The 22,480-nt window shown below is 60.3% G+C and carries 29 protein-coding genes and 1 pseudogene; 10 read left to right on the top strand and 20 right to left on the bottom strand.

All coding sequences use genetic code 11. From position 1 onward, the window contains the following. Positions 1-118 precede the first annotated feature (118 nt). Genes AM571_RS23490 through traG form a run of 3 tightly spaced genes read left to right on the top strand, consistent with a single transcriptional unit; the run spans position 119 to position 2,545 of the window. Entirely contained in the window at positions 119-406 is a 288-nt protein-coding gene (locus AM571_RS23490) for a TraC family protein (RefSeq protein ID WP_004676102.1), read from the top strand. Continuing rightward, a complete protein-coding gene (locus AM571_RS23485; protein WP_004676101.1) occupies positions 396-635 on the top strand; it encodes a conjugal transfer protein TraD in 240 nt (79 codons plus the stop codon). The genes AM571_RS23490 and AM571_RS23485 overlap by 11 nt, the downstream gene beginning before the upstream one ends. Further along, on the top strand, positions 626-2,545 hold the full coding sequence (gene traG, locus AM571_RS23480; protein ID WP_004676100.1) for a Ti-type conjugative transfer system protein TraG: 1,920 nt from the start codon (positions 626-628) through the stop codon (positions 2,543-2,545). Before AM571_RS23485 ends, traG begins: the two co-directional genes overlap by 10 nt. A gap of 11 nt (positions 2,546-2,556) precedes the next feature. Here the strand turns inward: traG and AM571_RS23475 are convergent, their stop codons facing one another. Together AM571_RS23475 and AM571_RS23470 are read right to left on the bottom strand one after the other, a co-directional pair. After that, complete coding sequence (locus tag AM571_RS23475; protein ID WP_004676099.1) at positions 2,557-2,823, bottom strand: type II toxin-antitoxin system prevent-host-death family antitoxin; 267 nt, start codon at positions 2,821-2,823, stop codon at positions 2,557-2,559. A 154-nt stretch (positions 2,824-2,977) separates the two neighbouring features. Beyond that, on the bottom strand, positions 2,978-3,460 hold the full coding sequence (locus tag AM571_RS23470; RefSeq protein ID WP_004676098.1) for a hypothetical protein: 483 nt from the start codon (positions 3,458-3,460) through the stop codon (positions 2,978-2,980). Between the two features lie 502 nt (positions 3,461-3,962). On the opposite strand from AM571_RS23470, the gene AM571_RS23460 reads away from it, so the two are divergent. Further along, positions 3,963-4,268 carry a WGR domain-containing protein gene (locus AM571_RS23460; protein WP_004676097.1) on the top strand — a complete coding sequence of 102 codons (306 nt, stop codon included), beginning with the start codon at positions 3,963-3,965 and terminating at the stop codon, positions 4,266-4,268. Between the two features lie 80 nt (positions 4,269-4,348). Here the strand turns inward: AM571_RS23460 and AM571_RS37075 are convergent, their stop codons facing one another. Together AM571_RS37075 and AM571_RS23455 are read right to left on the bottom strand one after the other, a co-directional pair. Continuing rightward, complete coding sequence (locus AM571_RS37075) at positions 4,349-4,516, bottom strand: hypothetical protein (protein ID WP_004676096.1); 168 nt, start codon at positions 4,514-4,516, stop codon at positions 4,349-4,351. A gap of 345 nt (positions 4,517-4,861) precedes the next feature. Next, positions 4,862-5,185 carry a DUF736 domain-containing protein gene (locus tag AM571_RS23455; protein ID WP_004676095.1) on the bottom strand — a complete coding sequence of 108 codons (324 nt, stop codon included), beginning with the start codon at positions 5,183-5,185 and terminating at the stop codon, positions 4,862-4,864. A gap of 37 nt (positions 5,186-5,222) precedes the next feature. Between AM571_RS23455 and AM571_RS23450 the strand changes: the two genes are divergently transcribed. Then, on the top strand, positions 5,223-5,663 hold the full coding sequence (locus tag AM571_RS23450) for a hypothetical protein (RefSeq protein ID WP_004676094.1): 441 nt from the start codon (positions 5,223-5,225) through the stop codon (positions 5,661-5,663). Positions 5,664-5,790: 127 nt separating this feature from the next. Here the strand turns inward: AM571_RS23450 and AM571_RS23445 are convergent, their stop codons facing one another. The 3 genes and pseudogenes from AM571_RS23445 to AM571_RS23435 form a co-directional block, all read right to left on the bottom strand. After that, positions 5,791-6,189, bottom strand: a complete 399-nt coding sequence (locus AM571_RS23445) for a type II toxin-antitoxin system VapC family toxin (protein WP_008536014.1) — start codon at positions 6,187-6,189, stop codon at positions 5,791-5,793. Beyond that, the gene (locus AM571_RS23440; protein ID WP_004676093.1) at positions 6,186-6,452 is read right to left on the bottom strand and encodes a type II toxin-antitoxin system Phd/YefM family antitoxin; all 267 of its coding nucleotides are present in this window, start codon (positions 6,450-6,452) and stop codon (positions 6,186-6,188) included. Before AM571_RS23440 ends, AM571_RS23445 begins: the two co-directional genes overlap by 4 nt. Before the next feature lie 84 nt (positions 6,453-6,536). Beyond that, positions 6,537-7,477, bottom strand: a pseudogene (locus tag AM571_RS23435) (DUF2493 domain-containing protein). 101 nt (positions 7,478-7,578) lie between these two features. On the opposite strand from AM571_RS23435, the gene AM571_RS37070 reads away from it, so the two are divergent. The 4 genes from AM571_RS37070 (at position 7,579) to AM571_RS37610 (ending at position 10,805) form a co-directional block, all read left to right on the top strand. Beyond that, positions 7,579-7,773: a hypothetical protein gene (locus AM571_RS37070; RefSeq protein ID WP_010011691.1), complete on the top strand. Its 195-nt coding sequence runs from the start codon at positions 7,579-7,581 to the stop codon at positions 7,771-7,773. A 599-nt stretch (positions 7,774-8,372) separates the two neighbouring features. Next, complete coding sequence (locus AM571_RS23430; RefSeq protein WP_026188839.1) at positions 8,373-9,563, top strand: DUF1173 domain-containing protein; 1,191 nt, start codon at positions 8,373-8,375, stop codon at positions 9,561-9,563. Between the two features lie 512 nt (positions 9,564-10,075). Continuing rightward, positions 10,076-10,522 carry a hypothetical protein gene (locus AM571_RS23425; protein WP_004673432.1) on the top strand — a complete coding sequence of 149 codons (447 nt, stop codon included), beginning with the start codon at positions 10,076-10,078 and terminating at the stop codon, positions 10,520-10,522. After that, entirely contained in the window at positions 10,512-10,805 is a 294-nt protein-coding gene (locus AM571_RS37610; RefSeq protein WP_004673430.1) for a hypothetical protein, read from the top strand. The genes AM571_RS23425 and AM571_RS37610 overlap by 11 nt, the downstream gene beginning before the upstream one ends. A 326-nt stretch (positions 10,806-11,131) precedes the next feature. Here AM571_RS37610 and virB11 read toward each other — a convergent pair whose 3' ends face one another. The 13 genes from virB11 to AM571_RS23355 are packed head-to-tail and all read right to left on the bottom strand — an operon-like array spanning position 11,132 to position 21,259. Next, complete coding sequence (virB11, locus tag AM571_RS23415; protein WP_004673428.1) at positions 11,132-12,160, bottom strand: P-type DNA transfer ATPase VirB11; 1,029 nt, start codon at positions 12,158-12,160, stop codon at positions 11,132-11,134. An 8-nt stretch (positions 12,161-12,168) separates the two neighbouring features. Beyond that, positions 12,169-13,341 carry a type IV secretion system protein VirB10 gene (gene virB10, locus AM571_RS23410; protein WP_004673426.1) on the bottom strand — a complete coding sequence of 391 codons (1,173 nt, stop codon included), beginning with the start codon at positions 13,339-13,341 and terminating at the stop codon, positions 12,169-12,171. A gap of 8 nt (positions 13,342-13,349) precedes the next feature. After that, a complete protein-coding gene (virB9, locus tag AM571_RS23405; protein ID WP_004673424.1) occupies positions 13,350-14,207 on the bottom strand; it encodes a P-type conjugative transfer protein VirB9 in 858 nt (285 codons plus the stop codon). Beyond that, positions 14,204-14,875 (bottom strand): virB8 family protein, encoded by a 672-nt coding sequence (locus tag AM571_RS23400; protein ID WP_004673422.1) that lies wholly within the window; start codon positions 14,873-14,875, stop codon positions 14,204-14,206. Before AM571_RS23400 ends, virB9 begins: the two co-directional genes overlap by 4 nt. Position 14,876: 1 nt before the next feature. Beyond that, positions 14,877-15,158 carry a hypothetical protein gene (locus AM571_RS23395; RefSeq protein WP_004673420.1) on the bottom strand — a complete coding sequence of 94 codons (282 nt, stop codon included), beginning with the start codon at positions 15,156-15,158 and terminating at the stop codon, positions 14,877-14,879. A 39-nt stretch (positions 15,159-15,197) separates the two neighbouring features. Further along, positions 15,198-16,130 carry a type IV secretion system protein gene (locus AM571_RS23390; protein WP_004673418.1) on the bottom strand — a complete coding sequence of 311 codons (933 nt, stop codon included), beginning with the start codon at positions 16,128-16,130 and terminating at the stop codon, positions 15,198-15,200. A 2-nt stretch (positions 16,131-16,132) separates the two neighbouring features. After that, positions 16,133-16,366 carry an EexN family lipoprotein gene (locus tag AM571_RS23385; protein WP_004673415.1) on the bottom strand — a complete coding sequence of 78 codons (234 nt, stop codon included), beginning with the start codon at positions 16,364-16,366 and terminating at the stop codon, positions 16,133-16,135. Further along, the gene (gene virB5, locus AM571_RS23380; RefSeq protein ID WP_004673414.1) at positions 16,363-17,064 is read right to left on the bottom strand and encodes a P-type DNA transfer protein VirB5; all 702 of its coding nucleotides are present in this window, start codon (positions 17,062-17,064) and stop codon (positions 16,363-16,365) included. Before virB5 ends, AM571_RS23385 begins: the two co-directional genes overlap by 4 nt. Then, positions 17,061-19,427, bottom strand: coding sequence for a VirB4 family type IV secretion/conjugal transfer ATPase (locus tag AM571_RS23375; RefSeq protein WP_004673411.1), 2,367 nt, complete (start codon positions 19,425-19,427; stop codon positions 17,061-17,063). The genes virB5 and AM571_RS23375 overlap by 4 nt, the downstream gene beginning before the upstream one ends. Then, positions 19,420-19,758: a type IV secretion system protein VirB3 gene (locus tag AM571_RS23370; protein ID WP_018247156.1), complete on the bottom strand. Its 339-nt coding sequence runs from the start codon at positions 19,756-19,758 to the stop codon at positions 19,420-19,422. Before AM571_RS23370 ends, AM571_RS23375 begins: the two co-directional genes overlap by 8 nt. Positions 19,759-19,763: 5 nt before the next feature. Further along, a complete protein-coding gene (locus tag AM571_RS23365) occupies positions 19,764-20,063 on the bottom strand; it encodes a TrbC/VirB2 family protein (protein WP_004673407.1) in 300 nt (99 codons plus the stop codon). Positions 20,064-20,077: 14 nt separating this feature from the next. Further along, positions 20,078-20,719 carry a transglycosylase SLT domain-containing protein gene (locus tag AM571_RS23360; RefSeq protein ID WP_004673406.1) on the bottom strand — a complete coding sequence of 214 codons (642 nt, stop codon included), beginning with the start codon at positions 20,717-20,719 and terminating at the stop codon, positions 20,078-20,080. 3 nt (positions 20,720-20,722) lie between these two features. Beyond that, positions 20,723-21,259, bottom strand: coding sequence for a hypothetical protein (locus tag AM571_RS23355; RefSeq protein WP_018446357.1), 537 nt, complete (start codon positions 21,257-21,259; stop codon positions 20,723-20,725). A gap of 98 nt (positions 21,260-21,357) precedes the next feature. On the opposite strand from AM571_RS23355, the gene AM571_RS23350 reads away from it, so the two are divergent. Further along, positions 21,358-21,729, top strand: a complete 372-nt coding sequence (locus AM571_RS23350) for a hypothetical protein (protein ID WP_004673403.1) — start codon at positions 21,358-21,360, stop codon at positions 21,727-21,729. Positions 21,730-22,480 lie beyond the last annotated feature (751 nt).

Here is a 22,480-nt window from a genome sequence, read left to right as displayed (position 1 = left end):
AAACAGATCGGACCGAAGGGCCGATGCCGCTTTTCTGGTTGCACGGTAGCGCATTTTACTGTTTTATTCTAGTTAGTATAATCGCACCTTCGACATCAAAGCAGAAAAGGAACCAGGAATGGCGACAAAATCATCGATTTCCGATCTCGACGCCCAGATCGAAAAGCTGCGCGAACGCAAACGATTGTTGATAGTTAAATCGGCCGAGCGGTTTGCCCGCGCCGCGACCAGAACCGGGCTGGCGGAGATGGAGATCGCCGACGAGGAGGTCGATCGGATCATCGAGGAAATCGCCGCGCGATTTCGGAAGGGGGAAAGGAAAGGCGCCGCTGGCCCCACTCCTCAAACGCGTCGACCAGCAGATAGCGGCGCTGGAGCGCAGGGGCAGGTTCCAAATGACGGCTGAGCGCAAGCGCGACACGCGCGAAAAGATCCTGCTCGGCGGGATCGTCGTCAAAGCCGGGCTATCGAAGGCGGATCGGGCGTTCCTGCTCGGCGGCCTCATAGAAATGGCAAGGCTCGTCCCAGGCTCCATCGAGCATCGGCGGCTGCGCGATATCGGCGAAGAGGCTTTCAAGGCCCCCTCGCTGAGGAACGGTTCATCGCATCTCGAGGAGAAAGTAAGATGGGCCTAAGAGGGAAACCGCATCCGAGCCTGTTACTCGTTTTGGTACCGATCGCCGTCACCACGATCACAATCTACATTGTTGGCTGGCGATGGCCGGGACTCGCCGCCGGCATGTCCGGGAAGATAGAACACTGGTTCCTGCGGGCAGCACCTGTACCGCCTCTACTGTTCGGACCTCTTGCCGGACTTCTGACCGTGTGGGTCTTGCCGCTGCATCGGCGAAGGCCGGTCGCCATGGCAAGTCTTTTGTGTTTTCTCAGCGTTGCCGCCTTCTATGCGCTGCGCGAATTCGGCCGGCTTGCACCTACTGTGCAGGCCCGGGTCGTTCCGTGGGATCGAGCGCTGTCCTATCTTGATATGGCCGCAGTCATTGCTGCCGTCGCCGGCTTCATGGCAGTGGCGGTGTCCGCCCGCATCTCCGTCGTCGTGCCAGATGAAATCAAGCGTGCCCGGCGTGGAATATTTGGAGATGCCGATTGGCTGCCGATGGCGGCAGCAGGAAAGCTGTTCCCGCCGGATGGGGAAATCGTGGTCGGCGAGCGTTATCGGGTCGACAAGGAAATCATCCATGCGCTTCCCTTCGATGTAAACGATCGCAGCACATGGGGACAGGGCGGGAAGGCGCCATTGCTCACCTACAGACAGGACTTCGATTCCACCCATATGCTGTTTTTCGCGGGATCGGGCGGATACAAAACGACCAGCAACGTCGTGCCGACGGCGCTCAGATATACCGGACCCATGATCTGCCTCGATCCTTCCACTGAGGTCGCGCCCATGGTCGTCGAGCACCGCACCAATGCGCTCGGGCGCGAGGTCATGGTGCTCGATCCGACGAACCCGATCATGGGCTTCAACGTGCTCGACGGGATCGAAGCATCCAAGCAAAAGGAAGAGGACATCGTCGGCATTGCCCATATGCTGCTGTCGGAAAGCCTTCGCTTCGAAAGCTCGACGGGATCCTACTTCCAGAACCAGGCGCACAACCTCCTGACCGGTCTGCTCGCCCATGTGATGCTCTCGCCCGAATATGAGGGCCGGCGAAGCTTGCGCAGTCTCCGCCAGATCGTTTCCGAACCGGAGCCCTCGGTGCTCGCTATGCTGCGCGACATTCAGGAGCATTCCGGTTCGGCCTTCATCCGCGAAACGCTCGGCGTCTTCACCAACATGACCGAGCAGACGTTTTCGGGCGTCTATTCCACAGCATCGAAGGATACCCAGTGGCTGTCGCTCGACAGCTATGCCGCGCTCGTCTGCGGCAATGCCTTCAAATCGAGTGATATCGTTTCGGGCAAGAAGGACGTCTTCCTCAACATCTCCGCATCGATCTTGCGCTCCTATCCGGGCATCGCTCGTGTGATCATCGGCTCGCTCATCAACGCCATGGTGCAGGCCGACGGCGCCTTCCAGCGCCGGGCGCTGTTCATGCTCGATGAGGTCGATCTGCTCGGCTACATGAGGGTGCTCGAGGAGGCGCGCGACCGCGGCCGCAAGTACGGCATCTCGATGATGTTGATGTACCAGTCGGTCGGGCAGTTGGAGCGGCATTTCGGGAAGGATGGCGCGACGTCATGGATCGATGGCTGCGCTTTCGCCTCTTACGCAGCGATCAAGGCGCTCGACACGGCGCGCAACCTCTCTGCGCAATGTGGCGAGATGACGGTGGAGGTGAAGGGCAGTTCCCGCAACATCGGCTGGGACACGAAGAACAATGCATCCAGGAGATCCGAGAACGTCAACTTCCAGCGCCGGCCGCTGATCATGCCGCACGAGATCACCCAGTCGATGAGGAAGGACGAGCAGATCATCATCGTCCAGGGGCATAGTCCGATCCGCTGCGGCCGGGCGATCTACTTCCGGCGAAAGGAGATGGATCAGGCAGCGAAGGTCAATCGTTTCGTCAAACCGGTGCTATGATCGTGGTTTTATCAGCGGCCCACCTCGTCCTCGCCGGCATAGGCGTCGACGGCGTTTTCGAGTTCGGCAAAAAGCTCATCGGGCATCGTTTCGATAGTGCCGACGGTGCGTCGGTCTGCCTGCCTGATCAGTTGCTGATAATCTTCGATATTGAGGAGAACCAGCCGGGGTTTGTTCCGCTGGGTGATCGTCACCGGATGACGCAGCGCCTCGGCGATGATGTCGCCGGATTTACGTGAGAGGTCACTGGTTGAATACGTCCCGCTTGGCTTCGGCATTGGGCTTCCTTGCTATCGCTGGAATTTAGAGCATTTACAACATTACTGCGATTGTTGTGAAACTTCGCAGCCGTCCTTCCTCGGCTCACTTGAGGGCCATCGGCAACTGAGAGGCAACCTCGTCTGTCGCCTCTCAGTATGTGAGATGGTGCTGCTACCACCATGACCAAACGACGCGCCCCGCATAGACCGGGATGCGAGTTGCCAACGTGATATCCTTGATGATCGGCGCCAGCGAGCCGAGTTCGTCCGCAATCAGCGCAACGAGCTCAGGATAGTTGATATCGACGCCAGTGTCGTCGGCAGCCCAAGCGCTCATCCAATCGCCGCCGTTGACGCGGAATTCATGCGTGTCGTAATCAATTTCGAGTTCGTCCAGCAGATTGATAGTGAAGCGCCCGAAAATCTCGATCTCGCCCTCCAGCTGATATTCGGCGAATTCATCCTCCCCGATGAGAACACTTCGTTCCAATTCCATGATGACGCTGATCCGATCGATTGCCGCGTCGAGCCCCTCAACCAGGCGATCGTGAAGCTCTCGCGAAAAATCGCTGTCGCAGCCGAAGCGGTTTGCCAGGACGACGAGCCGGAAGCCGGCAAACTTGGTGTAGAGTATAAGGTTCTGATCGGTTGTCATAATGTGATCTCCTTCGTTGATGACGGAGATCGGCCACTCTCTTGCAAAGAGGGGTCAAGGACCGCGGAACGCGGCTCGCAAGCGGGGGAACCGATTTTTCCAGAGCGCAGTGAAACGCAGCAGCGGAAAAATTGGGGGAGACGCGCCGTCCTTGACGCCGGATTTGCTGGAGTAAAATTGGACGTCAGAGAGAGAAGAGACCCGCGGACCCGAAGGGGACGCGACCGTTTCCGGCGTGAGCCGGCAGGAGGTGTCGAGGATAGAACCGCCGCCCTGCGGCTGGGCAATTCGCTCACGTCATTCCGCGAGAGGGGGCGTGACCGGAGGCGGAGACGGTGTTCGGGCTCCGTGAGCGGAGCGAATAGCACCCGGCCGCCGATTGGCCGGCTCGCCCAAATCCATGATCTTCGGCTTCAACGATCATCACAAAAATGAATCGGTGTGGGCCGACCGATTCATAAGTGTCGTTAGACGCAAAAGCTGGAAGAGGCGACTCTCCGTCATGCTCACTCAACCCTATCAGCTCTACATCGAACGCAGGGACGCGACGAAAAACATGGCGCGCTTCTACGCGCTCGCAATCGAACCGACGTTGTTCGGCACACCATGCCTGACGCGGCGATGGGGACGCATCGGAACGATCGGACAAGCCATGGTGCATCACTTCGACAGAGAGGAGGATGCAGTCCGTATGTTCCTCGAACTTCTCCGATCAAAACGGGCGCGCGGCTATAGGCCGAACACAAATGTCGGACGGGAACCCATGGTCCGGGCTGTCCGCGGAAGTCTTCCTGGTCCTTGCCGGTAATTATCGGCGTGAAGCGCAGCTTCGGGTCGACGCGCCGGTCGATCCGGCGTACCGGCCCAGGCGAGGAGGCAAACGCCGCCTCAGAAGGGTGGCGCGGCGTCGATGGCGCCCTCCTGCTCGGCGATCGCTACCCTCAGTTCGGCCCGAGCGATCTCCAGCTCCGCTTCGATCTGGCGGCGCTCAGCCGGATCGGCGTTCCTGAGCTCGGCCCGCAGTTCCTCAACCTGAATTTCGAGTGCAATCGTCATCGTCGTCGTCTCCTGAAATGTGAAAGATGACGCCCGGGGTCGTGAGGATCGGGCCGGGTCAAGGATCGCGTCAGCGACCGGCGGAGCCGGCGAGCGGAGGAACCGATTTTCTGACGGTGCCCTTCAGGGCGCCGGCTGAAAATTGGAGGGGCCGCGAAGTCCTTGAGGCGGCACGAGCCTCACGGCAGACTTCAAGTATCTGAGCAGACAGGGTCCTTGGTCTCGTGTGGCACGACAGGAGGATTGAAGGCGGGCTCGATGCCCGCTTTCAATCCCGCTATTGCGCGCAAAACCTGAGATACGGCGAAGCCGGCCCCGATTGCTCGAGGCCGCTCGCTTTGTTCTTCAGTTCGGGCTGTTCCAGAGGATCACCTTCTTGCTAGGATCGCCGCCGGGTGCCGGTGCGAGATTGCCGAAGATCACACCGATCTCGGGAGCCTCAAGCTTCACTGAGAGGTATTCCTCGCCGGTCTGCCGCGCGATGCGGTTCCAGGCGGCGCCGATCTCGAAGCCCGTCTTGCGGTGAATGACGCGGTAGTCGGGCGCTTCTTCGCTTGCCTTGCTGGCATTTGGGACGATGGCGATCGGGGCGTTGACCCGGATCGTGGCGAAGACGCCTTCGAGGATGCCGTCGGTCTTCTGCGTGAGCGTTGCGATCGTGGTGGCCATGGTTGTTGTCTCCTTCGGTTGCTCGGGACCATTCCCGATGGCGCACGAAGAGACGGCCGACCTGCTGCGGTCAGCTCGCCTGAAAATTTTGCAAAATTCTATTTTCCACCAGGATAAACGAACCGAAATCGAATTTGCAAAAATTTCGGGCGAGTCTTACCCCTTCAGGGGTTGGCCGCCAAAGCAGGCGGTCGTCTATACGAGCGATATAAAACGGGAATGGTTCGGGGCAATCGAAGGAGACAACAAACCATGGCCTCCCGGTCCAAGCACTGGGGGATATTGGCCGCACACTCCACGGACGCTTCGCCCGCATGTCGATCAACATAATACCCTCGCCCGCTCCCGGCTGCGGCAGGCTGTGAGCACCTCGATAACATTTCTGCTGATCGGCGAGGTCGCCGCGGCACCGCATTGCCGTCTGCAGACCGTGCTCCAATCCCGGGTGAAGCTGTTCACGCGGGCGTCGAATGAGTGATCTTCCCCAAACGTGCCCGCTCCCAAGCACCTGAGCCGCCGATGGGTCGCCAGGTACATCGCCATTGGCAAACACGCAACCGGAACGATGTGAGCCGGCTTCATCCGCGGAGCCAAGCTCGGTGAGATCACAAGGCAACAGGATCGGAGCAAGTCACAAACGGAATGCCATAAAGCGCGACATTTTGATCGTCCGAAACCAAATACGCTCCCTCCGCCACGGCTTGCGCCATGAGCAGATGATCGAAAGGATCGCGGTGATGAAGTGGAAGAGCAGCGAGAGCGATAAGATGCGCGTCCGAGATATCCAGCCGGTCGAAACCTTGATCCGGCAAAATCGCAACAATCTCTTCGATATCGGCATCAAGTTTGCCGATGCGCAGCTTCACAGTGATTTCCCAAAGGGAGACAGCACTGACGAGGACATCATTCTCGGGATCGCCAATAAGGCGACGCGCATGGTTCCCTAGCTTCTCGTCGTCGTTCAGCCACCACAGCAAGGCATGTGTATCGAGCAGCAGCCTCACGTCCCGTCTTCCATGGACTTCAGAACATCCGCCGGCAGACCATCGAAGTCATCGGCAACTTTGATCTTTCCGCGCAACGCGCCTGGTTTCCGCATGACGACGCCGGCTGACGGCGGGCCGATTTCGGCGACAACCTTGTGATGCGACGTCAGGACGAACCGCTGGCCGTCTTCGACCTGCTTGAGGAAAGACGTCAGGTTGCCGCGAAATTCCCGCACGCCGACACGGCGGGGAGATGGTATCTGCTGCCGAGATTGGGTCATGGCGAAGCTCCGTTTCAGCGGCAAATGTGTACACAATTTTTGCGAAATGCAAGCATCTCCTTCAGCCGTATGGACAGATGGCGCTTACGCGCCATCTCCCGCCGCTTGCCAAAACGGAGATGCCAAGTCGGCGGGTCTTGTCGGCAAGATTGCCGGTAATGCCGGAGCCGGGGAAGATGACGACGCCAGCCGGCATGACCGAGAGCATGTCGTCATTGCGGCGGAACGGTGCGGCCTTGGCGTGCTTCGTCCATTCGGCTTGAAGGCGATCTGTATCACCTTGCGCGCTTCTGCCCAGCAGGCAGCGATACGTTCGGCGCCCTTCGGCGAGCCGCCGTGCAGCAGCACCATGTCGGGATATTTGGCGAGGGCTTGATCGAGTTTCGCCCAGATTCGTTCGTGATCATTGTAGTCGATGCCGCCGCCGAAGGCGATCTTGGTGCCTGCCGGGATCAGCACTTCGGTCTCGGCGCGCCGGCGGGCGGATGGAAAGTCTCTGGAGTCGATCATCGCCGCGGTCATGTTGGCGTGGCTGACCTTGGAGCCCGTCCGCGGCCGCCATGCCGAGCCGCATTGGCTTCGAAGTGGTCGCCCGCATAGGCGCGCATGAACTCGAAGGCATTGCGGCGCTCAAGCAGCGTGATGCCTTCGGCAACGAGGCGCTCCAACTCGACACTCTTGACCTCCGAGCCGTCCTGCTCGCGCTGACCGTTGCGTTGGCTATCCTCATTACGCTGAAGCTCCCGCTGGATGCGCTCGCCGGCGCGGTGGAAGAGATTGACCGTCGACCACAGGAGGTCTTCGAGATCGGGCTCCAGGCGGGTATCGCCGAGCATTTCGAATAGAGCATCGAACATGGCGGTCAGCGCCGACTGGACGACCGGCTCCTCCGGCAGCGGACGCGGGTCCGGTTCATCCTGGAAGGGGCGATGGCCGTAGATCTGCATCTCGTAGATGAAACGGTCGGTTGGGGACGAGGCGGGGCGGGGCTCGAAGGCGTCGTCGATGGGAAGACATAGGTTCAGATGGTCTCCGTCGGATTTGGGCCGCGCCTCTCGCGGCCTGACGGCGATTGGGCGCGGTAGCTCAATCCCTCGATACGTAGGCGCTGGGGATCCTGCCGCTAGTGCTTGCCCCGGAGTTCGGCGACTTCAACGAGGATCTGCGCCGGCTCAGTCCGGAACGGCTCATCGCTAATCTCAGGGCGCAGCTCGTTCTGAAACGCTCTGGCCTTTCTGCCCGCATGATCGAGCCGGACGGGGAAGGTGAGGGCGTGAGGGCCTACAGGATGGCAGGTCTCTGCCGGTCGCCGCACGGGTAGGCGCCCGCCCGCGGGCCTGCCGAGAGGCGACCCTTACCATGCGGCGGGCGGGCCTTCAGCGGGTCGCTCAGGTTTCTTCCCCTGGCTTGGGCCGCGTGCGGCCCGCCATTCCTGGCACAGCAAGAAACCTCCCTTCCGCCGCCCGGCGCTTCGCCGCGGCGTCAGGCGCCGCGGTTCCGGCCCGTCTGCCGCGTGGACAGGGTGCCGGCCGGCCGCATCGGCGTCAGCTGCGATGTAGAGACGCCGGCAGCCATCGGGCAGTCGGAAGGCGGCAAGGTGATCGGCGGTTCAGTGCCGGCCGGCTCGAAGGGCTGGGTAGCACGCGATTAGAACTCACTTCATGCTGGCGCAGCCTCTACATTTTGACCGGCTGACTTCTAATCAACGCACCGTTGACTTCTAATTATCAAAAGAAGATACGTGCATTCCAGCCTCCAAAAATTAAAATTAACGATCATTCCTGCCTTGGCGTTGAAATCGGCCCCAGCGGCCGTAACATTTACATACTAACTATTTTGCGCTAGTAAAGTCCGCGAAGCTCATGCTACGCCTTCCTTTTACGGCTCGATCAGCCTTTGGCCAGGCAAGGGAGGAACGACGTGCGACAGTTTTTGATCGGCAACCAGGCGTTCGACGACAGTTCTCCAGAGTTTCTGCCGCAGCTCGAACGCGCTTACGAACAGAAGCTCAGGCCACTTTGCCCGTGTCGGCAACCGCCGGTGCCGATGTATATCGCCCGGATGGATGGCCAATTCCTGATCAAACGGATGCCGCTTTCAGGACGAGATCACGATCCCGGCTGCCCATCCTATGAACCGCCATATGAGCTGTCGGGTCTTGGTCCATTGATCGGCAATGCCATCCAGATCGACGCAGCGACGGGCGCGGCTGTGCTGAAACTCGATTTCTCGCTGTCGAAACGAGGGAACCGATCGGCTTCGGCCTCATCTTCGGAGCCGTCGGAAACGGTGCGAAACGATCCGAAAAAGCTGTCGCTCAAGGCCATGCTCCATTATCTCTGGGAGACAGGGGAACTGACTGAATGGACGGCGCTGTGGGCTGGGAGACGCGGCTGGGGTCGCGTCCGCAGCAGCCTGCTGAACGCAGCGCGACAGATGATTGTCCGCGGCGGTCCGCTTAGCGACATCCTGTTCGTGCCGGAAGTGTTTCATCAGGAGGACAAGGAAGGGATCTCCGCCAGGCGCGCAGCGATGTTGGCCGGAGCCCAGTTAACCGGTCCCGGTCCGCGGAAACTGATGATGACCGTCGGAGAGGTAAAGGAATTTTCCTCAGCGCGCGATGGCCAGAAGATGCTGGTGCGCCACCTGCCTTTCCCCTTCATGCTCGATGAGGGTGCGTGGAAACGGTTGAATGCCCGATATGAAACCGAACTGGAACTGTGGCGATCCAACGAGGGGTTTCATCTCATCGGCATCGCCACGTTCGGCATTTCGGGAGCGGGGATAGCTTCGGTCGAGGAAGTGGCGCTGATGGTGGTCAACGAGAACTGGATCCCGTTCGAAACCATCCATGAACAGCGTCTCCTGGAGCGGCTCTCAAGCCTGAAGCGAAGAAGCGTGAAAGGACTCCGGTTCGATCTTTCGCGCGACCAGCCGATTGCCTCCGTGACCTTACCGGAGGCAAAGCCAGCGCCGATCGCCATGTTCATCGTTCCGACGAAGGCCGACGAAGACTATGACGTTGCACTGAATGAGATGATCGCCGCGAGAGCCGAGATGACGCCGTGGATCTGGCGTGTGGCCGACGGCGAAATGCCGCGGCTGCCATGATCCACACCAGCCTCCTTGGTCAGCGACGTAGGCGCCCTAAAAGGAAGCCATCGCCCGGGCGATCTCGAATGCGTGAAGCTATATCCCGGTCAAATCGGCCCAGAGAACTCTCTGCCATTTCTGCATAGCTGCACTGCACAAAAAATGTTTTACCAAGCGGTCAAAATATGAGCATATTGCCTCAAGTTGATGCAGTCGATGGTTTTCCTCCCAGTGCCATCGTATCAGCTGTTCCCCTCTGGAGGTTATTGACCTTCACACCTTAAAGGGCCCTGGTTTTCCAGCGGCCCTATTTTTCTGCATAGTTGGTGAGGCGGCCCCTTTGCATTGCACGATCACATCGGAAGCGGAGCGCTTGCCGTTGGCGGTAACCCACGCTTCAAGTTGGCGGGTCGAGCTCGTTCGCCGCGCGCTCCTATGGCACCCGGAAATCGGAGATGGAAAGCGGAGGATATTTCAGGTATTGCAGTTATGAGCGACTTGCCCTATATACATGGTCAGAGGTGTTCGCCATGACCAGCCATGTTCTTCAATTTACCGAATTGTCGGATCGCGACCGCAAGGCCGTCGCGCCGATCCCAAAGCTGGCGGAGGGCGACCACCTGGAACTGCGGATTCGCCGCGAAGGTGGACAGCTTCAAACCCTTTCTCTTCCAGCCTCGGCTTTCGCACCTGTCGAAGCACTCCTCGATCATCTGTTGCGCGGCAAGCGTGTTGCCGTGCTCACGGAAGATCAGGAATTGAGCCCGACCGACGCCTCCACCATCCTCGGCATCTCACGTCCTCTCGTGGTGCTGCGCATGGATCGCGGCGATCTGCCCTTCCGCTATGTCGGCAAGCACCGCCGAGCCAAGTTGAAGGATGTTCTTGCGCTCAAGGCCAAGCTCGATGCTCGCCAGAAAAGCCTCGACGCGCTGGCCGAGGACACAGAGGATCTGATCGTCAATCATGGCCTCTAAGCCGCCCGTCGCGGTCTACGATGCCTGCGTCCTCTACCCTTTCCATTTACGCAATGTCTTGGTCCAGTGTGCTTTCGACGGTCTCGTCGACGCACGCTGGACCGACGACATCCACGCCGAGTGGATTCGCAATCTGGCCATCGGCTCACCCGAGATACCCTTCTCCCGTCTGGAAGCGACCCGTGATCGGATCAAGGAAGTTTTGCCCGATGCCGATGTCGGTAACCACCAAATCCTCATCCCCAACCTCTCGCTACCGGTCCCGATGATCGTCATGTTTTAGCTGCAGCCATCGCCGGAAAAGCTTCCGTGATTGTCACGTGGAATCTCAAGGATTTCCCTGTCACGGAGCTTCGGCCTCATGGGGTGACCTGCGTATCGCCGGACAATTTCCTCGTGGGCCTCCATCCACCTTTTAGAGCGCATTGATCGACAGCATCAGGCGCGCCCGGTTGAATTTACGCAAGACGGTGCCGGCGGTTCACGAATTCATTGATGCACTGGACCATCAGGGGCTCCGCGCGTTTTCAGTGGTCCTGCGTGAGAAGGCCGCACAATTGGACTGACGGTCGAAACCGACAGAATTGTTAGAGGCCCGGACGCAACCCGTTAAGCTCGATCCGACGAAGAGCGGCCGAGGTCAGTCGCGGCGTCTCGATAGTAGATCTCGCTCACCCGAAACCGGCCGTCGATCCGCTTGCATTGGACGATGATGTCGATCGCGATCGTCAGCATCTCGCGGATGTCGTGCCGTTCGAGGTCCCCACCACCCTCCGACTCCTTGACCAGCAAAGTCAGCTGCTCAAAGGCGAGGCGGGCGGAGTCGGCATGGACCGTGGTGATGGAGCCAGGATGGCCGGAGTTGACATTGCGGATGTAGTAGAATGCCGTCCCGTCACGCAGCTCCTGCAGCAGGATACGGTCGGGCCGCATGCGCAGGCAGGATTCGAGCAGGTCCTTCGCGCCGACCTTGGCGAGACCCTGCCCGCCCTTGGAGTAAAAGAGCCGAACATGGTTGGGCTGCGGGACCACCAGTTCCGGTGTGTCCTCGATGGAAATGATCCGCTCATTTTGCGGGATGTGGCGGATCAGCGCTTTCGACAGCGTCGTCTTTCCCGACCCCGTGGCGCCGGAGATGATGATGTTCTTCCTTGCGAACACCGCCTCCCGCAGAAACGCCTTGTAGGCGCCGATCCGATAGTATTCCAACAGCCTTTGGTCCAATCGTCTCCCGTCGCTTTCGACAGGCGCGACATCGGCGAACAATCCTCCATGATCGAGATCCTCGAGGGTCAGCGACACAGAGGACGGCTTGCGGATGGTGATGCTGACGGTTCCCTTCGTCGTTGCCGGCGGGATGACGATCTGGATCCGCTCATCGTCCGGCAGGGTCGCCGACAGGATCGGCCGCGTCTCGTCGATCGACTGATTGGAGAAGCTCGCGACCGTGCGGGCGAGACGCATCAACCTGTCGAATGAGAGTTCGGGCATCTCATAGGTCTGCCATCCCTCCCTCCCCTCCGTGACGACCTGTCCCGGCCGGTTGACGATGACCTCGTAGAGGGTCTTGTCACGCAGAAAGCGTGATAGCGGCGAAAGCAGTTCGCGCACGACGCCGGAGTCGGCAGCTTCAGTCATTGCCGAACCTATTTCGTCACGAGCTTCGAGGAGGGGCTGAAATCCCCAAGCGCAGCACGGTCGTAGATGCGGTTGCGGGGCTCGGTCACACGAAGCCGGTAGACGGTGGAGAAATCGAGGTCGCGTGCGACGAAGATCGAAACCAGCTCGCCCTGATGTTTCATGAGCGTCGGCGGAATGTTGATCGATTGCTCGACGGCGATCGCCGCCGCCTGCTGACCGGCGCTGGTGGTGTTTTGCGCGTCGACATCGCTGTCCTGCAGCCGGCTGCTGGCATAAGAGCTGGCGTCGCCGACGATCGACAGGAGCATCGCGCTGCCAAAACGCTCCCACCAATGGGTGTCCACATAACCATCGATGCCGGCCCGGCCAAGCGCGTCGGTTGCGGGCGAAGCCAAAGTGATGATCACGCCTTTCGGCGTCTTCGCCCGGTTCCAGAGAACGAACAGGCGCTTTTGTCCACGCCGAATACCGCCGCGATATTCACCGACAATCTGCGTGCCTTTTTCCATCAGCACAACGCGGCCGTTATCTGAAAGAACGTCCCGGTTGATGACGCAGCTCGTGAACCCTGGCTGATCGGAGGAGAGCGCGGTCTCGAGAACGCAAGGAATGGATGTCCCCATTGCGACGATGAAATCACGATTGCCCAACGTGCCGGCACGCGATCCCTGCAATTGCGTCGGTGTCAGCAAGCGGTCGAAGCGCTGGTCATCGTTTTCGCCCTGCGAGGCGAAGCCGCCGGGATTGGCGCCGAGCGGCACGTAATTCGAGGCCTGATCCGACGCCTCGCCCTGATCCTGCCGCCGCGTTGCCGGCGATTTCTCGCCGCCATAGGCGATGACCGGCGCACGGCGGGCAGCATCGAGCAGCTTGTCGCCGTCGGTCGGCGCCTGCTCGGCGGCGACAGGCGTCGGGAGCTGGACCTGCGGCGGTGTCGCCACCGGCTGTGGCTCCTTCGCCGGTTCGAAATCCGATGTCTGCCGGATGACAACGCGCTCCGGCTGGGCACCGTCTGACGGCTTGTCCTGCCCTCGCATCGACCAGAGAGCGAACGCGACAAAGACGACGATCGCCAAGGCGACAGCGCCGCGTTTGAGGATCGGGTTATTGTCGAGCCGGCCGCCGGCCGACGTCTCGGCGCGCTCGCCCGGAATCTGGGTAATCTCTTCCTCGGCCATAACGCCTCCTATTGCGCCGCGCCGGGCGGCACTTTGACGACGCGCTCGACCGATGGTGACGTCGTGTTAGTCTCGGGATTGGTGCCGACGCGATCGTAGGCTTCGTTGAAGACGCAAAGCACGTCGCCGCCACGGCGCAGTATGAACTTGCGGCTGATCGCGTGAACGAGGACGAGATTGCCGTCGACTGACTTCGGAACCAGGCTTTCGCTGCCGTCGGAGTTTTCCATATAGATCGCCGGCATTTCCTGGTTGCCGGCAAAGGCGAAGGTCGTGACCTTGCCGTTGTCATAGACCGCTTGCGGTTCGAGCGCCTGGGACCCTTGCGCCGAATAACGCCAGTTGCGCGGTCCATAGGCTTCGTGAAGGGCAAGCACGCGATCGGCCTCGCCGGCTTGTGCCGCCTGCGCGCGCGCAGATGCTTCCAGCCGGCGCCGCTCCGCTTCATCAGCGGGATAGCGATATTTCACATAGAAATAGGTGTTCTGACCGGCTTCAACACTGCCGTCACGGACGGTGAGTTCCATCTGATAGCTGCGGGTCGAGCCGTCCCGTCGTGTCGTCACGACCGAGATATTCGTCACCGGCTGATTTTCGCGAGGCTTCAGGAACAGGATGTTGCCGGCCGGCGCCACCTCCCAGGCGACGCTGTTGCCGAGGGCGACATGAGCGATTTCCTCGTCGGCGGCGAATTCGATCTGCACGGAAGACCGGAGCGTGCCGACGACTTTTGTGATGTTATAGGGCTGGTAGTCGACGAAACGGATGCGGCTGTCCTGCGTGGCGCCGCGTGGCGTCTCGAGGGCGAGCGCCGCCGAAGAGAAACCGGTAACCAGAATGAGCGGGAGAAGGAAACGCGGTTTCAATTGATCGCCTCCGGATCGGCGCGATATTCGCTGACGACGAAGCCGATCGGGTTGATCAGCCGGTCGGTCGAGGACATCGGGGCATTGGCATAGGAAAAGGTCAGGGTCGCAACCCAGTGCGTCGTGCGCACCTCGTCACCGCGGGTCACCGTCCTCATATAGCGGACGGATGCCACATTGGCGTTGATCAGCGAGATGGAGACAATGTTGATCCGCGACGTGGCACTGCGGCCATAAATGTTCTGCGGGGAGTCTGGATTGCTGCCGCGGTAGACTGCGGCAAATCGAGTCTGCTCCGGCTGCGCCGATAGCAACGCCGCGGTGCGAAAATTCTCCTCGCCCTCGCTCCAGACGTAACCTTCGCGGGCACGGACATATTTGGCCGCGAAATATTTGGTGACGGCCTCGTCGTAGGTGCCGGCGGTCGATGTCAGCGCCGAAACCACATCGACGATGCCGGTGGAATTATCGACCCGCACGACGAAGGGCTCGACGGTTTTCAAAGGCGTGAGGCCGGCAACGGCAAAGACGGAAACGGCAGCAAGCGTACCGGCGCAAGCAGCGATGAACCAAGCGATGCGGGCGGAGCGCTCGACCTGGATCACCCGGTCCTGATCGAATCGGCGGGCCTTGTCGAAGTAACTTTTGAGGTTATCCGTGGTCACCATGTCACTCGCCCTCGCATGGACGGTAGGAGCTCGCGACATCGAAATGCGCGAAAGCGGCCGGTGTGGCTGAAGATGGTTCCGGCACATAGGCGGCGGCGTGACTGGTCGGCTCAGCGGGAACGGCCCGGGTCGCCGGCTGCTCGCCTCCACTGTCCTGCCATTGCCACATGGCGCGGTTCAGCGGCCGGCGGGAATAACCATCACATTTCGGTAGCGGGTGGGAAATCGAACCGCAGCCTACGAGACCGGCGGTCAGCAAAAACGACAAAACGATACGAAGCATCGAAAAAACCTGTTCAATTGTCTGAAGCGTTGGTGACCGTCATTCGGTCCGGCCTGGCGTCAGGCGGCGGCCGACGGAACGCGCGCCGCGGCCGACCGCTCTGACTGTGTGGGATGTCGCCCAGGCGAGCGTGCTTTCGTGCGCATCGCGGGCGGCGCCGTAGCCGTAGGTGAGCGACGCCCCGCCCGCCGCAAGAGCCGAAGCAATGCCGGGCAGTTGGTAGAAGACGTAGAGTGCGGCGACGCAAATGGCGCAGAGCGCGATCGGCCGCATCAGCACGTCGCTATAACCTTCGATCGCCGTAAACGTCGTATCGATGCAGGTGATCAGCAGCGAGCCGATGGCAACGACCAGGACCTGAAGGATGACGAAATTGACGAGCTGGCCGATCCAGGATTCGGTGAACCGGCGGGTCGACTGGAACATGGCGAGCGCGATGAAGATCGGACCTATTGCCAGCACGATGGCAAGCGTCAGCCGGGCATAGAGCGAAACTATATAACCGATCGCCGCGACAAGAAAGCTTCCGCCGATAACCAGTAGGCCGCCCACGCCGGTGACGATATCGATAGGCCAGGAGCCCCGCGACCATATCTCTTTGGCGCATTTCTGGCCCTTATCGAGCAGGCTGTCGAAGGTCGACGCGCTCGGCGCCGTGCCCGAATTCAGCGCCTGCGAGATTTCGCGCGGCAGCGCATCGAAGAAGATATTGGTGACGTAGGTCTGATAGTCGCCGGCGTTCCTCACCAGCATGACGATGATGGCGAGCTTCATCGCCCGGAAGGCGAATTCGAGGATCGGTTCCTGCACGGAGCCGCGCAGGACGAGATAGCCGTAGAGCACGACATAGAGGGTGAGTGCCGCCGTCAGCGGGCCGCTGACCCAGTTGGCGATATTCGAGGTGCCGGAGGAAATGAAGTTTTCCAGCGGTGTCTTGAACTGTCCGTCGACGAAGCTGAAGACCTGATACATCGTCAGCCTCCCAACGATTTGCCCATCCGCTCCAGCCGCAGCTTGCCGTCGGCTGCCTCGGCGTTGCGGCAATTGGGCGTATCGCGGAGTTCTCCGGGATTGTTACGGCATTCGCCGATAATCCTAGCGAGCAGACCATCGTCCGCCATGAGCTCATCGACGGTGTAAATCTTATCCGCCTGTGGGGAGCAGGCCGCCAGTAAAAGCATGGCCGCGCTAGAAAGAAGCCACTTCATTTCAGCGCCGCTCCCATCGTGTCCATTCGCTTGCGCCAGTCCTCAGCCTTGCGTTGGTCATCGACCTGCACCTGAGCCTGCTGGACCATCTGCAGGCCCTGCATGCGCAGGACGTCGGCTTGCAAGAAGGCGGTCTCGGCCTGGAGGCGGGCCTGCAGATCGGCGATGTCCTTGGCGTCGGCAGCACCGGAGATTTTCTGGCGAAGCTCATCGATGCCGCCGATGCGCTTGGTCGCCGCATCGTAGATCTGCCGGCCGAGGCTCATCTGCCCGGCGTTCTGGTTCTGGATGCGCGACAGTTCCTGCGCATAGAAATCGTCGGCATCGGTGCGGTAGGTGGAATTGTCTTGAACGAATTTGGAAGCGGAACTACCGAAGACGCCGCTGCCGGAACCTTTGAACAGCCCCTCGATCGCGTTGAAGTCCTGCGGAAGCGCCTTGCGGATCGACGGATCGTTCAGCAGGTTGGCGACGTCGGCCATGTTGGTGATCTTGTTCAGCGAGCCGTAGAGCTGCTGGGCTTGTTGGAGCTGCTGGTTCAAGGCGTCGAGCTGGGACTTCAGCTGCGCGATGCTCTCGATTTGCTTGGCGATCGATGTCTGATCGATGACGGGGATGCCCTGCGCCGATGCTAGCATCGCCGACGCCAAAAGAGCGGCCGATACAAACAATGGCCGCATCGTTCCTGTTCGGATCATGCTGTCTTCCTCCTCTGATGAAACACGGCAAGCCAGTCCTCCCGTCCCTCGCCGATCTCCAAACGGATAGCATCGGCAAGCTCGACATTGGCGGTCCGGCCGGAGAGGATGGCAAGTTCGTCGTCGAAGCCGTTGAGGTTCAGCTCGGCGACAACGCTGTTGTGCCCCTGCTTGACGATGAACCGGCGGCTCTCGACGGAGAGTTCGCGCGAGACGAGCTCGAATTCGCGCTCCGTCAGCTTGAAGCCGTCGACATAGTCGGCGCGGTCGCCGCGCGGGTTCGGAAGAAAGATCTGTGTCGGGCACTGCTCGATGATCGTGTGGGCGATCGGCGAGACGATGGCATCGCGCGGGCTCTGGGTCGCAAACAGCATGAGACCGTTCTGCTTGCGGATCGTCTTGAGTTTGTTCTGGGCGAGATCACGAAAGCCTTCGTCCTGCAGCGCCTTCCAGAACTCGTCGATGACAATGATGATGCGACGCCCGTCGATCAGCTGCTCGATCCGATAGAACAGGTAGGCCATCAACGGCGTGCGGATCTCCTCATTGTCGAGGAAATCGGTCATGTCGTAGCCGATGAACCTGGCGCCGATGCCGATATCGTCAGCCTCGTTGTCGAATACCCAGCCGAGCGGGCCGCCCTTTTCCCATCGTCGGAGACGTGCGGCAATGCCCTCGGGATCGGTGTTGTTGAGGAAGGTGCGCAGGGCGCCGATGGAGCGACGCTCCACCGGCAGGTCCGCCACCCCGTCGACCGCCGAGGTGATGTCGCGCAACTCGGTGATCGACAATTCGCCAGATCCGGATCGGACCAGCTTGGCGATCCAACCGGTGAGGAATACTTTGTTTTCCGCAGTGAATTCCAGTGCTTTCACCGGCGCGCAGCCGGTGGCGACACCATTCTTCAGCGGCAGATAGGTGCCGCCGGCCGCCCGCACGAAGAGATCGGCGCCACGGTCCTTGTCGAAGAAGACCATATGCGGGTCATGCTTTTCGAGCTGGGACAGCATGAAATTCAAGAGCACCGTCTTGCCGGCACCCGACGGACCGCAGACGAAACTGTTGCCGAGATCGCCGTGATGAAAGTTGAAATAGAAGGGCGAGCCGGACGCGGTCTTGAGCATGGCGACCGCCGGTCCCCACTCGTTGCCGTCCTTCTTGCCCGCCGGATAGGAATGATAGGGAGCAAGGGCTGCGAAGTTGCGCGACGTGATCGCTCCCGAGCGCGCCCGGTAGCGGAAATTGCCCGGCACTTGCGCCCACCAGGCAGCCTCGAGCCCAAGATCCTCGCGGGCGACGACCGCGCCGCCGCTGGTGAGATAGGCCCGCGCTTTCGCCATGTGATCAGTCAGTTCCTTGACCGAGGGCGCGAAGACGGCAAGCGCAAGATGATGTTCCCCGAGAACGAAGCGATTGGATTCGAGATCGTCCATCGCCTCGCCGAGTTCCTCGATCTGTGAGGCCGCCTTGTCGCCGGCGCTGACCATCTGGTTCTGCTTGCGGCCCATGATCGTGCGGGCATCGGCCTTTGAGGTGAAAGCGAAGGACTGCGTCAGGATAAGCTCGAAAGGTGCGGTCAAGATAGCGTCGAGCATGCCGCTGCGCGTCGTCGCCGGATATTCCTTGAAGCCGAACATGCCGGCATAGCGGCTGTCGGCCTCGTGACGGATCTCGACGGTCTCGCGCCCGAAAATGACCCGGTCGGAATAGATTGCCGAGGAAATTCGTCCCTCCGTCAATGGGATCGGCTCCCGCCGGCCGCCGACGATCTGGTGGAGCACTTCGCTCGGCTCGGAGAACAGGATCCCGTCCTGTTCGTGGAGGGTGAGCAGCCGCGGCTCGAAGCGCTTCAGGCCGGCGACGACATCCGCCACGCGGTCACGCAGATGCTTCAGGGCCTGCCCGTCGAGCTCGGTATCGGATCGGCGGGCCTTGCGCAGCCGGGAGAGAAGCTTGGCCGCCTTTTCGGCAGGATCCCGGCCGGGATGCCAGACAAGGGTGAGGTAAAGATCGTTGCGAAACAGATCTTCCCTCACCATGCGCTCGCGGTATCGCGCGTTCAGACCGTCGGAGAAGGGATTGGCGAAGCGTCCCTCGGGATAAGCATTGTCGCGGCGGCGCACCAGATGCGTCCAGAGCGCCAGCCGCTCGTCAGCGATATTGCGATAGAGCGTGTTCAGGCTGCGGTGCAGGTCGTTGAGGTCCCTGACGTCCGAAGTTTCGAAGGAAACGCCGTCGAGAGCGATCATCGTCATCAACGCTCGGGATTCGAGCGCAATGGTCGTCTCGTCGACATGCCTGACATAGGGGATGAAGGTTTCCGGCCCGAGCTCGCGCGACCGGAGCGTCGCAATGTTAGACAAAGCTGAGATCCCTTTCGTCATAACGTCGGGTGAGCGTCAGAGGCGAGAGCGTGGCGCCGCCCCAATAGGCGGCATTGCGGGAGCGGCCACGGGTTTCGATCCACGCAATCAGGATCCGAAACATGTTGTGGTCGTGCTTGACGAGCGCCCGGAACACGACGTGGAAGACGACGCCGATCAGCGCATAGGCGATCGACCCCGCTGTGATGTAGAGAATGGTCGTCAGCATGATGTTGACGCCCATCGCCTCCATCGTCACGCCTGCGATCGTCGCCGGGCGGGTGCAGGCGAGGAACAGGATGTCTTCTTCGAGGCTGGGAGCGTTTGCCATGCCCGTCAGCCTCCGACGATGGTGTTGACCAGCTCGGTGGCGCCAAAAATGCCGCCGATCCCGATAATCCAGAAGCCGGCCCGCCTCAAATCCATGTAGCCAAACATCCAGGCAATGCAGATGATGATGACGGCGATGACCGCCAGCAGACGGGCGATATTGCCGGTCAGCATGTCGACGATGTTCTGCAGCACGGTTTCGATGCCGGCGGCCTGGGCGAAGGCCGGCTCGACCAGGCAGATGACAATGGCGGCCGCCATCAGCGTGGATGCGGCAAAGGGGCGAAGGCTGGCTTTGGAGATCATTCACTTTGCTCCGATCAATCATTCTGGAAAACGAGAACCGTGGATCGCCGCCCTGAGCTGAAAACATCCCAGGATGCGGCCTCAGCGGTTTGGGAGGATTGTTTCGCAAGCGCCGGCGGCGCCTCATCTTGCGTCGGCACGCCAGACCCGGCCTGGTCACCTCGTTCGCCGATGGTGAGCGAGGCAAGCGTCGGCGATAACTGCTTTACTTCCTGGCGTACCTGCTCGTCATATTTGACCATGGCGCCGAGGGATCGATCATCGCGGCCATAATAGGACTGGAGCATCACCCTTTCGGCCTGAGCCGGATCCCCCGCGCGTAATGCGGCGCGGTAGTATCCGTCGAGAAGCGTAGCCGTGGCCTTGAGGTTCATGCAGGGATCGAAGGCGTCGGCGACGGATAGCTTCAATTTTTGAAGCGCCTCTATCGCGATACCGCCGAGCCCGATCTGAATATCCTGGTGATCGGCAATCAGAGACGTCGTGACCTCGATCGCCTCCGCCTTCGATGCGGGTTGAGCAGCGAGTGGTGGGCCGCTGTTGATGCGGATGGCGAAGGGCTGAAACCGGCTCTCAAGGCTGACAATGCCGGCCAGCGTCTCCACCTGAACCATCGGCGCGCAGGTTTGCGCGATTTCGACGAATGCAGCACCCATCGGTCAATACCAAACGCGCTGTTTACCGGCGCCGTCGATGGTGACATCGACATAGTGCGGCTGCGATCGCACATTCGGGCGCGTTGTCGGATAGCCGATGCACTGGCGGTGCCCGTCCACGCGCTGCCAATGTGGCGACAGGACCGAATTGTCGCGGGAAGTATAGTCGTTCCCATCCCAGCAGAGGCTGTTGCTCACCGGCTGCGGCGATGTCGATACGCAGGTTGCTTGCCGACCGCCGCGACCGCTATCAGTCGTGAGCTTGTACCCCGCATCGCAATAATAGGGTTCATAGCCAGGCCGCGAACTCTGAAAACCGACGCCGCTACAGGTCGGGAATGAGTGCCCCTCGGCAAGCTCCCGCCACAGCTTCTGGATCGGCGGCCGGCATTCTGCATATTGCGTCGGCCCGCCGGGATTGGAAAGGCATAGAATAACCTGGCATCCCCAATCCTCGGCCCGCGCTTTACTGCCGAAAATAAGATAGGGTGGCGCAACGAAGCAGACCGTAAGCAGTGAATTCAGGAGAAGGCTTTTCATGAACAGGATCCTTCGAGACGATGGCGCCCTATTGCGTTTCGGGAGACTCAATCTGCCTGCCCGCGTTTATACTGTCGTATATAACATAGTTAAATGACATGACAAGCGCGATTAAAACGCAATGGCACAACCTTGCCTTCTCGGGACTCATTCTCCATGAGATCCTCGACCATCCGCTGGAGGACGAGACCCCGCAGGCGAGGCTGAAGCAGATCGGCATGATGACGATCCTCTATACGATGACTCAGGCCCATCAGAAGCTAACCCTCTCTAATATAATTGAGATTACCGAGCTAACACGCAGCGGTGTGAAGGAGACGGTCGACCTTTTGGTAAAGCGGGGAATGCTGGTGGAGACGATGGGGAAGAACGCCATGGGCCGGGGGACGGCGCGGCAATTCGAGATCTCTCAGGACCTCCTGAGCAAGCTGAGCTCTTTCCGCGCCAGCCAGGAGGCGGGGTTAAACTGACTGATCTTCGGCTTTAATGGAGTGAGATGCGAATCATCCGCCAGCCCGATCGCATGGCTGCCGGTAGTCATCAGGGACGATCAGGCAACCCGTCCGCAGGCGGGTTGCAATCAAACAATGAAGAGTATCGGAGAAATCAGCATAGCGGCGCCGTGAGGCGGATTTCGGGAATTCTCGCCACGCTAAGGGCGGAACAAGGGCAGCCGCAGGAGCCTCAGCATAGCGGCCGTCAAGGGAGGCGGGACCGACTGCCCCCGCCCGTGCGTTCCCTATCTCCGTCGCCGCTCAGCATATGGAGCGCGTTGCGCACCGGCGAACTCGGCTGGAACATGACCTACCGGTGAGGGCGCCGATGGTTGGCTCTCCAGTGTCTATCCGGCATTACGCGCCAAGCGAAAACAGATTTCATGAACGGGTCCAACGCGTTTGGACGGAGAGATCGCTAATCCCAGGCAGGATCTGACGAAACAGGAAAGACGTTGTTTGCAGCTTTTATCCGACGGCGATAGTGACGGTGCTATCCATAGGAGACTGAAACTTATCCATTCAAACCGTCCGCCTCCATCTTTCCAATGCGCGCCAGCGGCTGCAGGCACCCGCTCGTGTTGAGGCCGCGGCCAAAGCTGTCAGCGCAAATTTATCAAAGCAATATTTTTTGCTAGTTCCAAATAGATCATCCGACGACCCGCTGTCATCAACGCTTCTCTCGATGCTACGCACGACGACTCGTTCGCGCGGGACATCGTTCTCG

Origin of the sequence: Rhizobium etli 8C-3 (assembly GCF_001908375.1) — a bacterium.
GTDB lineage: Bacteria > Pseudomonadota > Alphaproteobacteria > Rhizobiales > Rhizobiaceae > Rhizobium > Rhizobium etli_B.
Note: the sequence above shows the minus strand (reverse complement) of the source record. Positions and strands in the feature narration are given on the sequence as shown.

Excerpts from the sequence above, each read along its gene's own strand:
- AM571_RS23490 (WP_004676102.1), top strand. The coding sequence starts at position 119 with ATGGCGACAAAATCATCGATTTCCGATCTCGACGCCCAGATCGAAAAG.
- AM571_RS23485 (WP_004676101.1), top strand. The coding sequence starts at position 396 with ATGACGGCTGAGCGCAAGCGCGACACGCGCGAAAAGATCCTGCTCGGC.
- traG (WP_004676100.1), top strand. The coding sequence starts at position 626 with ATGGGCCTAAGAGGGAAACCGCATCCGAGCCTGTTACTCGTTTTGGTA.
- AM571_RS23475 (WP_004676099.1), bottom strand. The coding sequence starts at position 2,823 with ATGCCGAAGCCAAGCGGGACGTATTCAACCAGTGACCTCTCACGTAAA.
- AM571_RS23470 (WP_004676098.1), bottom strand. The coding sequence starts at position 3,460 with ATGACAACCGATCAGAACCTTATACTCTACACCAAGTTTGCCGGCTTC.
- AM571_RS23460 (WP_004676097.1), top strand. The coding sequence starts at position 3,963 with ATGCTCACTCAACCCTATCAGCTCTACATCGAACGCAGGGACGCGACG.
- AM571_RS37075 (WP_004676096.1), bottom strand. The coding sequence starts at position 4,516 with ATGACGATTGCACTCGAAATTCAGGTTGAGGAACTGCGGGCCGAGCTC.
- AM571_RS23455 (WP_004676095.1), bottom strand. The coding sequence starts at position 5,185 with ATGGCCACCACGATCGCAACGCTCACGCAGAAGACCGACGGCATCCTC.
- AM571_RS23450 (WP_004676094.1), top strand. The coding sequence starts at position 5,223 with ATGGCGCACGAAGAGACGGCCGACCTGCTGCGGTCAGCTCGCCTGAAA.
- AM571_RS23440 (WP_004676093.1), bottom strand. The coding sequence starts at position 6,452 with ATGACCCAATCTCGGCAGCAGATACCATCTCCCCGCCGTGTCGGCGTG.
- AM571_RS23425 (WP_004673432.1), top strand. The coding sequence starts at position 10,076 with ATGACCAGCCATGTTCTTCAATTTACCGAATTGTCGGATCGCGACCGC.
- AM571_RS37610 (WP_004673430.1), top strand. The coding sequence starts at position 10,512 with ATGGCCTCTAAGCCGCCCGTCGCGGTCTACGATGCCTGCGTCCTCTAC.
- virB11 (WP_004673428.1), bottom strand. The coding sequence starts at position 12,160 with ATGACTGAAGCTGCCGACTCCGGCGTCGTGCGCGAACTGCTTTCGCCG.
- virB10 (WP_004673426.1), bottom strand. The coding sequence starts at position 13,341 with ATGGCCGAGGAAGAGATTACCCAGATTCCGGGCGAGCGCGCCGAGACG.
- AM571_RS23400 (WP_004673422.1), bottom strand. The coding sequence starts at position 14,875 with ATGGTGACCACGGATAACCTCAAAAGTTACTTCGACAAGGCCCGCCGA.
- AM571_RS23395 (WP_004673420.1), bottom strand. The coding sequence starts at position 15,158 with ATGCTTCGTATCGTTTTGTCGTTTTTGCTGACCGCCGGTCTCGTAGGC.
- AM571_RS23390 (WP_004673418.1), bottom strand. The coding sequence starts at position 16,130 with ATGTATCAGGTCTTCAGCTTCGTCGACGGACAGTTCAAGACACCGCTG.
- AM571_RS23385 (WP_004673415.1), bottom strand. The coding sequence starts at position 16,366 with ATGAAGTGGCTTCTTTCTAGCGCGGCCATGCTTTTACTGGCGGCCTGC.
- virB5 (WP_004673414.1), bottom strand. The coding sequence starts at position 17,064 with ATGATCCGAACAGGAACGATGCGGCCATTGTTTGTATCGGCCGCTCTT.
- AM571_RS23370 (WP_018247156.1), bottom strand. The coding sequence starts at position 19,758 with ATGGCAAACGCTCCCAGCCTCGAAGAAGACATCCTGTTCCTCGCCTGC.
- AM571_RS23365 (WP_004673407.1), bottom strand. The coding sequence starts at position 20,063 with ATGATCTCCAAAGCCAGCCTTCGCCCCTTTGCCGCATCCACGCTGATG.
- AM571_RS23360 (WP_004673406.1), bottom strand. The coding sequence starts at position 20,719 with ATGGGTGCTGCATTCGTCGAAATCGCGCAAACCTGCGCGCCGATGGTT.
- AM571_RS23355 (WP_018446357.1), bottom strand. The coding sequence starts at position 21,259 with ATGAAAAGCCTTCTCCTGAATTCACTGCTTACGGTCTGCTTCGTTGCG.
- AM571_RS23350 (WP_004673403.1), top strand. The coding sequence starts at position 21,358 with ATGACAAGCGCGATTAAAACGCAATGGCACAACCTTGCCTTCTCGGGA.